General features: G+C 65.3%; 14 protein-coding genes. 7 read left to right on the top strand and 7 right to left on the bottom strand.

The window, feature by feature from the left end; all coding sequences use genetic code 11:
• The first annotated feature begins 67 nt into the window (after positions 1–67).
• The 6 genes from F3H96_RS23815 to F3H96_RS23790 all read left to right on the top strand — a co-directional run bounded on the left by F3H96_RS23815 (position 68) and on the right by F3H96_RS23790 (position 6,470).
• Positions 68–931, top strand: coding sequence for an ABC transporter permease (locus F3H96_RS23815; RefSeq protein ID WP_149804133.1), 864 nt, complete (start codon positions 68–70; stop codon positions 929–931).
• Complete coding sequence (locus F3H96_RS23810; protein WP_149804132.1) at positions 931–1,743, top strand: ABC transporter permease; 813 nt, start codon at positions 931–933, stop codon at positions 1,741–1,743. The genes F3H96_RS23815 and F3H96_RS23810 overlap by 1 nt, the downstream gene beginning before the upstream one ends.
• Before the next feature lie 11 nt (positions 1,744–1,754).
• Positions 1,755–2,516 (top strand): glucose 1-dehydrogenase, encoded by a 762-nt coding sequence (locus F3H96_RS23805; RefSeq protein WP_149804131.1) that lies wholly within the window; start codon positions 1,755–1,757, stop codon positions 2,514–2,516.
• Between the two features lie 387 nt (positions 2,517–2,903).
• Positions 2,904–4,274: a glutamine synthetase family protein gene (locus tag F3H96_RS23800; protein WP_149804130.1), complete on the top strand. Its 1,371-nt coding sequence runs from the start codon at positions 2,904–2,906 to the stop codon at positions 4,272–4,274.
• A 2-nt stretch (positions 4,275–4,276) separates the two neighbouring features.
• Positions 4,277–5,572, top strand: a complete 1,296-nt coding sequence (locus tag F3H96_RS23795) for an FAD-binding oxidoreductase (protein ID WP_149804129.1) — start codon at positions 4,277–4,279, stop codon at positions 5,570–5,572.
• Between the two features lie 109 nt (positions 5,573–5,681).
• Positions 5,682–6,470 carry a DeoR/GlpR family DNA-binding transcription regulator gene (locus F3H96_RS23790; protein WP_244620126.1) on the top strand — a complete coding sequence of 263 codons (789 nt, stop codon included), beginning with the start codon at positions 5,682–5,684 and terminating at the stop codon, positions 6,468–6,470.
• A 12-nt stretch (positions 6,471–6,482) separates the two neighbouring features.
• Here F3H96_RS23790 and F3H96_RS23785 read toward each other — a convergent pair whose 3' ends face one another.
• The 6 genes from F3H96_RS23785 to F3H96_RS23760 form a co-directional block, all read right to left on the bottom strand.
• Positions 6,483–7,019 (bottom strand): L-2-amino-thiazoline-4-carboxylic acid hydrolase, encoded by a 537-nt coding sequence (locus F3H96_RS23785; RefSeq protein WP_244620125.1) that lies wholly within the window; start codon positions 7,017–7,019, stop codon positions 6,483–6,485.
• A gap of 35 nt (positions 7,020–7,054) precedes the next feature.
• Positions 7,055–7,831, bottom strand: coding sequence for an ATP-binding cassette domain-containing protein (locus F3H96_RS23780; RefSeq protein ID WP_149804128.1), 777 nt, complete (start codon positions 7,829–7,831; stop codon positions 7,055–7,057).
• Positions 7,828–8,670: an ABC transporter ATP-binding protein gene (locus tag F3H96_RS23775; RefSeq protein ID WP_149804127.1), complete on the bottom strand. Its 843-nt coding sequence runs from the start codon at positions 8,668–8,670 to the stop codon at positions 7,828–7,830. Before F3H96_RS23775 ends, F3H96_RS23780 begins: the two co-directional genes overlap by 4 nt.
• On the bottom strand, positions 8,667–9,497 hold the full coding sequence (locus F3H96_RS23770) for an ABC transporter permease (RefSeq protein ID WP_149804126.1): 831 nt from the start codon (positions 9,495–9,497) through the stop codon (positions 8,667–8,669). Before F3H96_RS23770 ends, F3H96_RS23775 begins: the two co-directional genes overlap by 4 nt.
• Complete coding sequence (locus F3H96_RS23765; RefSeq protein WP_149804125.1) at positions 9,494–10,480, bottom strand: ABC transporter permease; 987 nt, start codon at positions 10,478–10,480, stop codon at positions 9,494–9,496. Before F3H96_RS23765 ends, F3H96_RS23770 begins: the two co-directional genes overlap by 4 nt.
• 261 nt (positions 10,481–10,741) lie before the next feature.
• Positions 10,742–12,352, bottom strand: coding sequence for an ABC transporter substrate-binding protein (locus F3H96_RS23760; protein ID WP_149804124.1), 1,611 nt, complete (start codon positions 12,350–12,352; stop codon positions 10,742–10,744).
• 323 nt (positions 12,353–12,675) lie between these two features.
• Between F3H96_RS23760 and F3H96_RS23755 the strand changes: the two genes are divergently transcribed.
• Positions 12,676–13,860: a Xaa-Pro peptidase family protein gene (locus F3H96_RS23755; protein WP_149804123.1), complete on the top strand. Its 1,185-nt coding sequence runs from the start codon at positions 12,676–12,678 to the stop codon at positions 13,858–13,860.
• A gap of 51 nt (positions 13,861–13,911) precedes the next feature.
• On the opposite strand, the gene F3H96_RS23750 is transcribed toward F3H96_RS23755, so the two are convergent.
• Positions 13,912–14,328, bottom strand: coding sequence for a cupin domain-containing protein (locus F3H96_RS23750; RefSeq protein ID WP_149804122.1), 417 nt, complete (start codon positions 14,326–14,328; stop codon positions 13,912–13,914).
• Positions 14,329–14,332: the final 4 nt, after the last annotated feature.

The raw sequence follows: 14,332 nt of genomic DNA, 5'->3' as shown, positions 1-14,332 counted from the left end.
CAACAAACCCGAACCATAAAATGCGACCGGCGGACGAAGGTCCGCCGGTGCCCAAACGGTTTTCTCGATGCGCGGCAGTCTCTTTCGCAAGAATCTCGTGACGGCGCTGCTGCTTGCTCCGGCGGCGGCGTGGCTGGTCGTGTTCCTGGTACTGCCCTTCGTCGCCATCGCCATTTTCAGCGTCGGCGAGCGGGCGCCGGAGGGCGGCTACCAGGCTGCCTTGACGTTGGCGCAATACGCCAACCTGCCGGCGCGTGCGACCGCCTTCTGGAACACAATGGTGCTGGCGCCGGTCGGCGCGCTCGGCTGCCTGCTGGTTGCCTATCCGGTCGCCTATTACCTCGCGCTGCGCGCACCGCAACGCTGGCGGCTGATCCTGCTCGCGCTGATCGTCATTCCGTTCTGGACCAGCCTGCTGATGCGCACCTATGCCTGGATGTACATTCTTGGCGGGCGGGGCATCCCGGCCTTGCTTGCCTATGTCGGCATCGAGGATTTGCGACTGATCAATACGCCGGGCGCCGTGCTGCTCGGCATCGTCTACGGCTACCTACCGCTGATGATCCTGCCGATCTATGTCAGCCTGGAGCGGCTCGACCGCCGGCTGCTGGAAGCCTCTGCCGATCTGGGCGCCACGCCGCTGTCGACTTTCCTCGGCGTGACGCTCAGGCTGTCGCTGCCCGGCGTCATGACCGGCTTCTCTTTGGTGATGATCCTGCTGCTCGGCGAATATCTGATCCCGACGCTGCTCGGCGGCGGCAAGGTGTTCTTCATCGGCAACGCGCTGGTCGACCTGTTCCTGCAGTCGCGCAACTGGCCGTTCGGTTCAGCCATCGCCATCACGCTGGTGCTGGTCTCGGTGGTGGTGCTGATCGTCGCCAACCGCATCTCGACCCGGCTTTCGGGCGCACGCCGGGTGGACCTGATCTGATGCGTGCCTTCGTCGTCGCCGTCTTCGCTTTCCTCTATCTGCCGATCGCGCTGGTCGTGCTGTTCTCCTTCAACGCCGGCCATCATGCCAGCGAGTTCACCGGCTTCTCCGCCCAGTGGTACGGCAAGGCGCTGTCCAACCCGTTCCTGGTCGAGGCGCTGAAGAACAGCCTGTTCATCGCCACCACCAGCGCGGTGCTTGCCGCGTTCTGCGGCACCGCCGCAGCGCTCGGGCTGCAGCGCGTCGGCGCCCGGACAAGGGCGGCGTTCGACGCCTTGCTGGGCGCGGCGATCGTCGTTCCGGGCGTCGTCATCGGCATCTCGACGCTGGTCGCGCTGGTGCAGTTGTTCGCCGTCGTCAATCCGTTCCTCGCGTCTTTGTGGCCGACCGGTCAGCCGCCGCGTCTTGCGCTCGGCTACGGCTCGATCATCGCCGCGCACGGCCTGTTTTCGATGGCGCTGGTGACGATGATCGTCGGCACGCGGCTCGCCAGCCTCGACCGCAACCTGGTCGAGGCATCGAGCGATCTCTACGCCACGCCGCTGACGACGTTCCGCTCGATCGTGCTGCCGCAGATCATGCCGGCGGTGATCGCCGGCTTTCTGCTCGCTTTCACCTTTTCCTTCGACGATTTCATCATCGCCTTCTTCGTCGCCGGCGCGCAGACGACACTGCCGATCTATGTCTTCGCCTCGATCCGGCGCGGCGTGACGCCGGAAATCAATGCCATCGCGACGATCGTGCTCGCCGCCTCGGTCCTGCTCGTGCTGCTTGCCCAATGGCAGCTCGGCCGACGAAAACCATCGCCTTGAAAGACAAACCCATGATTTTGAAAGACCGCATCGCCGTGGTGACGGGCGCTGGATCGGGCATCGGGCGTGCCGGCGCGCTTATCATGGCCAGGGAAGGTGCGGTCGTGGTGATCGCCGACCGTGATCCGGCGGCGGGCGAAGCCACGGCCTCCGACATCCGCGAAGCCGGGGGTCGCGCCGAGGCGGTCGCCACCGATGTCGGCAATGACACGGCCGTCGAGGGCCTCATCGAGGGAACGCTCGGCAAGCATGGCCGGATCGATATCCTGCACAGCCACGCCGGCATCCAGGTCGGCGGCACGCTGACCGAAGTTGGCACGGACGGGATGGATGCCTCGTGGCGCATCAACGTGCGGGCCCAGTTCCTGGCGGCAAAAACGGTCATGCCTTCGATGATCGCGCAGGGCGGCGGCGTCATCCTCAACACGGCGTCCAATTCCGGCGTCTTCTACGATCGCGAGATGATCGCCTATGCCACCTCCAAGCACGCCGTGGTGGCGATGACCAGGCAGATGTCGCTCGACTACGCCAAACACAATGTGCGCATCAACGCGCTCTGCCCGGGTTGGGTCGACACGCCGTTCAACGAACCGTTCATCGCCCAGATGGGCGGGCGCGACGCGATCGAAAACTACGTCCGCACCAAGATCCCGATGGGGCGGTGGGCGAGCGCGGAGGAGATCGCCGAAGCCATCCTGTTCCTTGTCTCCGACCGTTCGTCCTTCATGACCGGACAAGCCCTGGTCGTGGATGGCGGCGAGAGCATCGGCTGAGGCGTCTTTGGCAAACGGCCTTGCGCCGGAACCGATGATCGGTCAAACCTCCAAGTCCCGTTCCTCGATGAGACCCGTCATGCAAGCTGCAGAACAGCGATACCGCGCCAGGCATTCCGTCTTTGCCTGCGGTATTTCTTTTGCGCGCGCGGGGTATCGCTGATCATGCGCTGCTGCCGCCACGAGAACCTGCAGCGCGCGGAGGAGACCAAGGTCGGTTCGCATGTCGTCCGCGACGGTTGGACCGAAGGGGTGCAAGGCGCGCTGGACCCGGCCTTCGGCCGGTCAACAGGCGGGCGTCCGTTCTCGGATAACGCAGCTTAGATAACGCCCTACCAGAACGGACATGCCCGCCGAAGCGATTTCTCCTTCGTACGGACATGACCAATGCCTGACAATCATGACTCTTCACTCGCCGGCGCGGACACGCAGAGCTGGCTGAAAACGCATGCGATCAACGAGGTCGAGTGCCTCGTGCCCGACGTCAATGGCGTGCTGCGCGGCAAAGCCTTGCCGGCGGCCAAATTCCTCAAATCGCTCGGGGACCGGGCGCTCTATCTGCCGAGCAGCGCCTTCCTGGTCGCCATCGACGGCCGCTATTCCGGCTCCATCGACGAGGGTTTTGCCTACCAGGATCCCGACACGCGCATGGTGCCCGACCTTTCGACGCTGTGCGTTGCGCCAGGCAGCGCCGGCAGGGCCTATGTCATTGCCGACACCTTCCATATGGACGACCGGCCCTGGATGGCGTCGCCGCGCCATGTCCTGAGAGCGGTGCTCGACCTCTACCGCCAACGCGGCTGGCGCGCGGTGATGGCGCCGGAACTGGAATTCTATCTGACCGCGCCCAACCCCGATCCGGACCGGCCGCTGACCGCGCCGGTCGGGCGCAACGGCCGGCCGGAAAGCGTGCAGCATCCTTACGACATGCAGGCGTTGGAGGAATTCGAGGCGGTGACGCGGCGTCTTTACGAACATGCCGCGACCGCCGGTCTGCCGCTCGACACGCTGATCCATGAATCCGGCACGGCACAGCTTGAAATCAACTTCCTGCACGGCGATCCGCTGGCGCTCGCCGACAAGGTGCTCTTGTTCAAGCGCCTGGCACGCCAGGCAGCTCAGGCGAGCGGCATGCACGCCACCTTCATGGCCAAGCCGATCGCTGCGCAGGCCGGCAGCTCGATGCATCTGCACATGTCGATCGTCGACGAGAGGGGCGAGCCCTTGTTTGCAAGCAAGGACGGCGAGGACACGGGGATGTTCGCGCATTTCATCGGCGGTCTGCAGAAGTATGTCCCCGAAATCATGCCGCTGTTTGCGCCCAACGTTAACTCCTACCGGCGCATCCGGCCAAACCACAGCGCGCCGGCCAACGTCGAATGGTCGCATGACAATCGCTCCTGCGGCCTGCGCGTGCCGATGGGTGGGCGCGCCGCACGGCGGATCGAGAACCGGCTGCCCGGCGCCGATGCCAATCCCTATCTCGCCATGGCCGGCTCGCTGATCGCCGGCTATCTCGGCATCGTGGAGAGGCTTGCGCGCTCGCCGGAAGCCTTCGGCAATGCCTATCGCAGCCGGAGCACGCTGCCGAAAACCATGGAGGAAGCGCTGGAGCGTTTCTCGGCCTGCGGCCCGGTGCGGGCACTGCTCGGCGAGGATTTCTTCCAGACCTATCTGCGCGTGAAGAGCGTCGAGCTCGACCTGTTCCAGAGCGTCGTGACGTCGTGGGAGCGCGACCATCTGTTGCTCAAGGTGTGACCATGGCCCGTTCAACAGGTTTCAATTCCGGTCTCGATATCGGCAAATCCTACTATGTCGCCACCGCCAATCCAGCGCCCGACCATCCGGCTTTAGCCGGCGATGTCGAGGCAGATCTGGTGGTGGTCGGCGGTGGCTGCACCGGGCTGTCGGCGGCGCTGCATGCGGCCGAGCGCGGCCTGAAGGTGGTGCTGCTCGAAGGCGGCAGGATCGGCTGGGGCGCTTCGGGCCGCAATGGCGGCCAGATGATCCCAGGCCTGCGCAAGGGCGCCAGGGGCCTGGTCAAAGCCTTCGGGGCGGAACGGGCAAAGGCGCTGTTCGATCTGGCTTTCGAGGCTCACGGACTGGTGCTCGACATCATCGAGCGCCACGGCATCGCGTGCGACCTGCGCCAGACCGGCCATCTCGTCGGCGCCGTCAACGGGTCCGACATGCGTGACTTCGAGGCAGAAGCCGAGTGCCTCGCCAAGGTGATGAAGTTTACGGATGTCGAGATCCTGTCGGCGGCGCAGGCGCGGCAGATGGTGGACACGCCTTATCAAGGCGCGGTCTTCGAGAGGCTCGGCGGCCACATGCATCCGCTCAACTACACGCTGGGGCTCGCCCGCGCGGCGGTCAGCGCCGGCGTCATCATCCACGAGAACTCGGTAGCGGTTCGCTTGGAGCGCGAGCCTTCCATCCGGGTGTTCACCGACAAGGGCTCGGTCCGCGCCAGGCATGTCGTGCTGGCCGGCGACGCGCTGCTCAAGGGGCTCGAACCACGCGTCAACAGCCGCATCATGCCGGTCGGCAACTATATCGTCGCCACCGAGCCTTTGGGCGAACGCAATGTCATCCCGGCGAATGTCGCGGTCTCAGACACGCTCTTCGTCGTCAACTACTACCGCATGTCGGCGGATGGCCGCCTGCTGTTCGGCGGCGGCGAGCGCTACACGCCGTCGCCGCCGGCCGACATCGCCGGCTTCGTGCGGCCGCATATGGAAAGGACTTTTCCGCAATTGCGCGGCTGCCGCATCGACCACGCCTGGGGCGGACTGGTGTCCGTCACCACGTCGCGCCTGCCGCATGTCGGGCATTACGGCGAGGTCTATTTCGCGCATGGCTATTCCGGCAAGGGCGTCATCCTGTCGACGCTGTCGGGCAAGCTGCTGGCGGAAGCGATTACCGGCGACGCCTCGCGGCTCGACCTGTTCTCGACGCTGACGCCGCTGCCGTTCCCCGGAGGCACGGCGCTGCGCGGCCCGCTCTATGTGCTTGGCATGCTGTGGTACGCCATGCGCGATCGGCTGAGGCATTGAAGCGCCGGCTTTCCCGGCGTTGTCGGCATGGCTAAGGTCTTGACGCCGGGGACGTATCTCCGGCGCCGGCTTTAGTCATTTGGCAATCGCCGCAGCGAAGGAAAGAGCGATGAACATCGAACCGGGCCGACTGACGAAGAAAGAGCGACATGAGCTGATCCTGTCGGAGGTCCGGCGCTCGGCGTCGATCCGCATCTCGAAGCTCGCCCGGCGTATCGGCGTCGCCGGCGAGACCATCCGCCGCGACCTCATCGAGCTTGGCGAGGCGGGGCTGATCAACCGCACCTATGGCGGCGCGACCATTTCGCTGGTGACGTCGGAACCCGTGATCGCCGAACGTGGCCTCACCATGGTCGAGGAACGGGCCCGCGTCGGGCGTGGTGCCGCCGGCTTGATCGAGAAGGGCCGCATCGTGATGATCGATGGCGGGTCGACCACCTACGAGGTCGCGCGCAGCCTCTCGCAGTTCGGCCGGGATCTGACGATCATCACCAACTCCGTCGGCGTCGCCTCAGTGGCCGGCGCCAATCCCAGTTTCCGCGTCATCCTTTGCCCCGGCACCTATGACAGCCGCGAGGCCGCCGTGCTCGGCGAGGACACGGTCGAATTCGTGCGCCGCTACAATGCCGACGTCGCCATCATCGGGGCCTCGGCGCTGAACGCCGAGGGACCGAGCGACATGGTCTCCGGTGCCGCGGCGGTGAAACGCGCGATGATGGCGCGGTCGCTGTCGACGATGCTGGTCGTCACCAACGACAAGTTCGGCCGCGGCAGCCTCGAACGCGTTTGCGCGTTGAGCGATATTTCCGACGTCGTTACCGACAGCGAGCCGGCGGGGGAGCTGCGCGCTGCGATCGAGGAAGCAGGCGGCGAGCTGCACGTCTTTGCCGAAGGCTGAACAGTTCTCCGGCTAAGCGTCGCGGTTGGTCAGCGCGATATGGCAGCAGCCGGGGCCATGGCCCGGCGTCCAGGTGACATTGGCGAAGCGCACGCCCGTGGCCTCGAACAGGCCGCGGTCGAAGGCGCCGGCGATACGGCACAGTGTGGCCAGTTTTTCCTCGCCGACGCCGGCCTCGATCCAGGCGTCCTTCAGCGGGCAGCGCCTCACCCTGAAAGCGATATGGTCGGGGCCACGCTCGACATCGGTGGGATACATGCGGCCACCGTCCGGACTGACGGCCAGAAACGCCTCGCCGATCGCCGGCGCGTCGTTGGGGCCGAAGCCGGCGAAGGCGGCAGCCGCGACTTCCCGGCCCCGTTTCTCGATGGTTCGGATCATCACCGCTTCGGCCTGCTCGGGGCCGATCTCGGCCGTCAGCTCGTCGAGCAACAGGCGGTAGAGGTCGGCGCGGTTGCGGAAGGCGGAGTCGAGTTCGCGTGACAGTTTTTCGGCTCTGGCGGCTTCGGAATCGTTCATAGGCACGTCCTGATGATGGTGTTTGGCCATGATCTTGTCCGCGAACCGGTTCCCACTTTGCGGGATCATGGTCGGTTCCTGTTCAGTCTGGGTGTCGCCGCCACCAGCGCCTTGCCGATCGCCGATTGCGGATCGGCGATGACGGCGCGGGCATCGCCGCTCTCGACGATCCGGCCGGCATCGAGGATGACGACGCGATGCGCGACAGCTCGGATGACGCCGAGGTCATGGGAAATGAACAGATAGGCGATCCGTTCCTGGCTTTGCAGGTCGAGGAGCAATTCCAGGATCCGTCCGCGCACCGATACGTCGAGCGCCGACACGGCTTCGTCGAGCACGATCAGCGACGGCCGCGTGGCGATGGCGCGGGCGATCGCCACCCGCTGGCGCTGACCGCCGGAAATCTCGTGGATGGCGCGCTGGGCAAGGCCGGCGTCGAGGCCGACGCGCTCCAGCAGTGCCGCGATACGGTGCGGGCGCTCGGTGTGCGAGGCGATGCCGTGGATGCGCAAGGGATCGTCCAGCACGCGCGCCACGGTGGCGCGCGGATTGAACGCGGCGAGAGGGTCCTGGAAGACCATCTGGAGCTTAGCCCGTCTGGCGCGCAGAGCTGCTCCTGACAATGCAAGAAAGTCCGCACCCTCGAACTCGATGCGGCCGGCATCAGGTTCCAAAAGCCGCAGCACCAGCCTTGCGATCGTCGATTTGCCGCTTCCGGACGGGCCGGCGAGCGCCAGCGTCTGCGCCTGCCCGATCTCGAAGGAAACGGCCTCGACCGCGGCGAAAGGCTTGCCACCGCGACGATAGCGCTTGGTGAGATCGGAGACGGCAAGCACGGTCATGACTGAGCGCCTCGCCGATCAAGCAAAGGCGCTGCGTCAAGGCCGAGATGGGCGTCGAGCAGGGCCCGGGTGTAGACGTGGCGTGGTGCGTCCAGGATCTGATTGGTCTCGCCGAGGTCAATCAGTTCGCCATGGCGCAGCACCGCGATGCGATCGGCAAGTGTGGCTGCGAGCGCGATGTCGTGGCTGATGAAAAGCAGCGTCATGCCGTCCTCGGCTACCAGCCTGCGGATCAGGGCGACAATCTCGGCCTGCACGATGGTGTCGAGCGCGCTGGTCGCCTCGTCGGCGATCAAGAGCTTTGGTCCGGCGGCGATGGCCGCGGCGATCGCCACGCGCTGCCTCTGGCCGCCGGAGAGTTGGTGCGGATAGGCGCGGAGGATGGCATCAGGATCGGGGAGGCGCACGCGCTCAAGGAGGGATTTGGCTATCGCAAAGGCGTCTTGCCAGCCGATGCCGAGATGAGCGCGGGCGACTTCGGCGATTTGCCTGCCGACCGGCATGACCGGGTCGAGGCTGGAGGAGGGGTCTTGGAAGATGAAACCGATGTCGCGGCCGAGGCGGGGCGTGCTCGAGTTAATCGCGCTTGCTTGGCGATCCTTCGATCCCCTGGCGTCAGCGTCTGTCGGCAAGAACCAGTCGATGCACCCATCGATCTTGGCACCCCACGCCAACAACCCAGCAATCACCAGAGCCAGCGTGCTTTTGCCCGAGCCACTTTCGCCGATGATCGCCAGGCGCTCACCGGCCTCGACGTCCAGGCTGATGCCCTTGAGCGCCGCCAAGCCATCGCCACGGTAGCGCACGGCAAGGTCGCGGATCGAGAGCAGCGTGGTCACGACAGGCTCCTGCGCACCGCGCTGCTTTCCACCACGCCTTCGCCGGCGAGGTAGACGCCGAGCACCGTCAGCACGAGCGCGATACCCGGAACGATCGACAGAAAAGGCGCGGTGCGCAAAACGGCGCGGCCCTCGGCGATCATGCCGCCCCATGTGACGCGGTTGGGATCGCCGAGTCCGAGGAACGAAAGCGCCGCCTCGGTCAGGATCGCCGCCGCCACGATCACCGAAGACAGCGCCAGCACCGGAGGCAGGGCGTTGGGCAGCACCTCGCGGAAGGCGATCTCCATCGGCTGCATGCCGATGACGCGAGCGCCGGCGACGTAGTCGCGTTCGCGGATCGACAGCACCTCCGCGCGGGCGACGCGCGCCGGCCCGGTCCAGGCGCCGAGCGCGATCGCCGCCACGACGACGCCCAGCGATGGCCCGACGATACTAACGAAGGCAAGCGCGAGCAGGAAGCTCGGAACGGTCTGAAAGGCATCCGTGATGCGCATCAACGCTTCGTCGATCAGGCCGCCTGCGAAGCCGGCTAAAGTGCCGACCACCGCGCCGATCAGCAGCGCCGCGGCGGCCGCCGCCAGCCCGACTGCCAGCGAGGTGCGGGCGCCGTGGAAAAGCTCGGCGAGCACGTCGCGACCGAGCCGGTCGGTGCCGAGGGGCAGCGACCAGTCCTGGAACGGCGGCAACAGAGCCGGGCCGGCGATTGCCTGCGGGTCGCCGGGAAACAGCAGCGGAGCCGCCAATGCCATCACAATGAGCAAGGCTAGGGTGTTTGCGCCGGCGATTGCTTCCGGCGTGCGAAAGAAGCGACGCAGCCGGTTCATGCGCCGGCCTCGCCGGCGCCGACGCGCGGATCGAGGAAGGCATAGGCGAGATCGACCAGAAGGTTGATGACGATGACCAGGACGGCGCTGACCAGGATGATGCCGAGCAGCAGCGGCGTGTCGCGTCCGGCGACGGCCTCCTGCGCCAGCCGGCCAAGCCCCGGTACGGCAAAGACGCTTTCGATGACGACGCTGCCGCCCAGCATCTGCGCTGATTGCAGGCCAAGCATGGTGACCAGCGGCGAGAGCGCGTTGCGGGCGACATGGGCAAGCACGATGCGCCGGCGCGGCAGGCCCCTGGCGCGGGCGGCGAGCACGAAATCCTGCCGCCAGGCCTCGGCCATGCCGGCGCGCATCATGCGCAGATAGAGCGCCAGATAGATGAAGCCGAGCGCCGATACCGGCAGCACGAGATGGGTGGCGATGTCGGCAGCGCGCGCCAACCCGGTCTTGCCGGAAGCGATGGTCTCGATGCCGCCGATCGGCAGCCAGCGCAGGTCGACGGCGAAGACGACGATGAGCACCAGGCCTAGCCAGAAGCCCGGTACGGCGTAAAGCGCCAGCGAGCTGATCGAGAGGAAGCGATCGCGAAAGCTGCCGGGCCGTGCGCCGGCATAGATGCCGAGCGCCGAACCGAGGCCGAAGGAGAGCGCGGTGGCACTGCCCATCAGCATCAGCGTGGTCGGCAGGCGTTCGAGAATGACTTCGCGGATCGGTCGCGAGAAGGTGACGGACTGGCCGAGGTCGAGGCGCAACAGCGCCCAGAGATAGTTGGCAAGGCGGGTGAGTTCAGACTGGTCGAGGCCCCAGCGGTGGCGCAGCAACTCGATCATACCGGCATCGCCGCCGGTCGAGACGATGTAGGCGTCGACGGCATCGCCGGGGGCAGCTTCGAGAAGCAGGAAGCTGCCGATGACGACGATCAGGAGCACGAAAAAACTGCCGACGAGGCGGCGGCGCAGGAGGGTTATGGCGCGGGTCATGCGCGCCTCGGAGACTTGGCGATTTGCTGGCTATTATTGCGCCAAGCCACCCCCCTCTGTCCTGCCGGACATCTCCCCCTCAAGGGGGGAGATTGACCTTCACCACTGGCTTCGCCAATCCCGAACGTTGCAGGACCGGCGGGACAGACAAGCCGCTGATCTCCCCCCTTGAGGGGGAGATGTCCGGCAGGACAGAGGGGGGTATCGTAGAGCTCGAAGTCTACGATGAGTTCGCCGCGAACGCTCATCCGCGCAAGTGTGTCACGATTCCAAATAGGTGTCCGCCCAGTTCGACACCGCCCAGCGCGGGTTGTTGGCGATGTTGCCGACGGTGTCGCGGGCGACGGAAATGAAGCTCCATTCGGCGACGTTGATCAGCGGCAGGTCGGCGGCCACCTTCTTCTGGAATTGCTTATAGAGTTCGGTGCGGGCGGTGGTGTCGAGCGTCTCGGATGCCTTGGCGATCAGCGCGTCGAGGTCGGGGTTCTTGTAGCCGCCCTGGTTGGAAAAAGGCACGCCGTCCGGGATGCCGCTCTGCACAAGGATAGTGGTCGAGATGGCCGGGTCGCCGCGGAACACCGGGGGGCCGACGGCGAGGTCGAAGGCGTGGTCGGTGTAGACCGCCTTGATATGCGCGGCGGAATCGTTGTTGACGATCTCGGCGTCGATGCCGATGGCGGCGAGCGCCTGGCGCAGATAGTCGCCGAACTGCTTCGTTTCGTTGAAGTAGGGCGCGGGCAGCAGTTTCAGCGCAAACCGCTTGCCGTCGTCGGCGCGCTTATAGCCGGCTTCGTCTAGCAGCGCGTTGGCCTTGGCGACGTCGAAGGGATAGGTCGGCACGTCGGCGGTGTAGAATTGCGGATCGTTCTTCGGCACCGGCCCCGTGGCGGTCGCCGCGTAGCCGAGGAAGATCGTCTTGACGACGAAATCCTTGTCGATGGCATGCGCGATCGCCTGCCGCACCTTGAGGTCGGCCAGTTCCTTGCGGCGGTGGTTGATCTCGACGACGAGCTGGTAGGTCAGACCCTCATAGCCTTTGGTGATGACCTTCAGGCCGGGCACTTTGGCAATGCGGCCGAGGTCGGCGAGCGGCACGGCGGAAAAGGCGGCGAGCTGGATCTCTTCGGCTTCAAGCCCGGCGGCGGCCGAGGTGCGGTCCGGTAGCACCTGGTAGACGATCTCGTCGAGATAGGGCTCGTCCTTGCCCCAATAGGCATCGTTCTTCGACAGGCGGTAATATTGGCCGGCCTTGTATTCGGCGAATTTGAACGGGCCGGTGCCGACCGGCGCGTTGTTGGCCGGGTTCTCCTCGATCTTGCCCACCTCGTAGACATGCTTCGGCACGACGCTCGACAGCGCTGGCAGCGCGTTGCGGATTAGCTGGAACGGCGTCGGCTTGGCGAATTTGAAGACCGCCGTCAATTCGTCCGGCGTGTCGACGGCCTCGAGGTCCTTGAACACGGTGCGGCCGAGATTCTGCAGCGGCTTCCAGATACTCAACGCGGAAAAGGCGACGTCAGCGGACGTGAAAGGCTTGCCGTCATGCCACTTCACGCCGTCACGCAATTTGAAGGTCACCGACAGGCCGTCGGTGGCGCCTTGCCAGGAAAGCGCCAGGCGCGGCTCAAGCCCGTCCTTGCCGTCGAAGGAGGCCTCGGCCAGCGTCTCGACGATCTTGCTGGAGATGAAGAAGACACCGTTGGAGGCGACGATCGCCGGGTTGAGGTTGCGCGGCTCGGAGTCGGCGGCGACGATCAGCCTTCCGCCCCTCTTCGGCGCCTGGGTCCGGCCGATGGTCGGGAGCGCGGTCGAAGCTAGAAGCAGCGCCGAGCCGGCCAGCAGGCCGCGGCGTGAAATCGTCAATTCGGACATCGATCAGACTCCCCTCTTCGCGCGTCGGCAGGCGCGGCAATGCGGTGATTATCGCCCTTGCCAAAGGTTTCGCCAGAGACGGATTTGGCGCATCATGGCTTGGCTTTGAAATTTTCGTCCGCTGGACCAGTTATGTCCGGGAAACGCAAATCACCAATCTGGTAGGACCAGATAAACCAAACTGACGTAGATGGAGACGCCGCGACGTAGCCATTGTCGAGTTTGTATCAATTCTGGCTGGACCAGAGAGGCCAAAATGATGCAGATTTGGCTAACATCGAGACTGGCCGCTTGAGAAGGCCGACAGTTCCAGGGAGAGGCAGATGAACATCGCTCCGGGCAAAACCGAGGTCAGCATTCCGTTCGATCAGGCGCGGATCGACCGGCTGATGGACGAGGCCGGCATTGACGTGCTGTTCGCCACTTCCAAGCACAACACGCAATATCTGCTCGGCGGCTACAAGTTCATCTTCTTCGCGGCCATGGATGCGATCGGCCACAGCCGCTACCTGCCGATCGTCCTTTATGAGAAGGGCGGGCCGGAACATGCCGCCTATATCGGCAACAAGATGGAAGGCGGCGAACACCAGAACCATCCGTTCTGGACGCCGACCTTGCATGCGGCCTCCTGGGGCACGCTCGATGCCGCCAATCTCGCGGTGGAGCATCTGCGCAAGATCGGCAAGAGCGCGGCTCGCATCGGCATCGAGCCGGGCTTCCTGCCGTCCGATGCCTATACGCTGATCCGCAAGGCTTTGCCGGATGCGAAGCTGATCGACGCGACCGACATGCTGGAGCGCATGCGCGCCATCAAGACCGAGAGCGAGCTGGAACAGCTGCGCATCGCCTCCGAACTGATCACCGATTCCATGTTGGCGACCATCGCCTGGGCGAGGGAAGGCACGAGCAAGACCGACATCATCGAGCGGCTCAGGCGCGAGGAGACCAATCGCGGCGCGCATTTCGAGTACTGCCTGCTGACGCTGGGCTCCAGCCACAATCGTGCCGCCTCGAGCCAGACCTGGAAGAAAGGCGAGGTGATGTCGATCGATTCCGGCGGCAATTATCACGGCTATATCGGCGACCTTTGCCGCATGGGCGTGCTCGGCGAGCCGGATGCCGAACTGGAGGACCTGCTGGCCGAGGTCGAGGCCGTGCAGCAGGCGGCCTTTTCCAAGGTCAAGGCCGGCACGCTGGGCGGCGACATGATCGCCCATGCGGAGAGCGTGCTGAAGGCTTCGAAGGTCGCCGCATACACGGATTTCTTCGCCCACGGCATGGGGTTGATCACCCATGAGGCGCCGTTCCTGATGACCAATCATCCGGTCGCCTATGAAGGGACCTACGCGGCAAAGCCGCTGGAAAAGAACATGGTGCTTTCGGTCGAGACGACCATGCTCCACCCGACACGCGGCTTCATCAAGCTGGAAGATACGGTCGCGGTGACCGATGCGGGCTATGTGATGTTTGGCGATCGGGGGCGTGGGTGGAACCGGGGTGGGCTCTGAGTTCGAGCCCGATGTCCCGGCGTATGACGCCGGGACGGAATGGCGACAGTCTTACTTGCCTACAGGCAGCAGCCTGAAATCCGGCAGGTCGCGCAACGCGAGTTCCGGGCCGGCTGGCGAATAGACGACGAAAAGCTGCATCGGCTGGTCGCCGGTGTTGAGCGTCGAGTGGAACCGGCTTTCCGGCACATAGATGGTGCAGCCGGGCCCGACCTTCGCCACCACGGGATTGCCTATCTCGTCCTCGACCATCTGCTCGCCATGGCCGGAGATGACGAAGATGATCTCTTCGGCGCCGGGGTGGTTGTGGCGGGTGTGGCCCTTGCCGGGCGGCAGGTCGACGACACCGCCGGAGAAGCGTTCCGCGCCATTCACTTCCGGCGCGACTGTCAGCGCCAGCTTGCCCCAGTCGAAGCCGAAGGCGCTGACGTCCTTCGGGTAGACGAACACCTTGCTGCTGTCGGCCATTGTC

Origin of the sequence: Mesorhizobium sp. NFR06 (assembly GCF_900115245.1) — a bacterium.
Taxonomy (GTDB): domain Bacteria; phylum Pseudomonadota; class Alphaproteobacteria; order Rhizobiales; family Rhizobiaceae; genus Mesorhizobium.
This window is presented reverse-complemented; position numbering and strand designations above follow the sequence as displayed.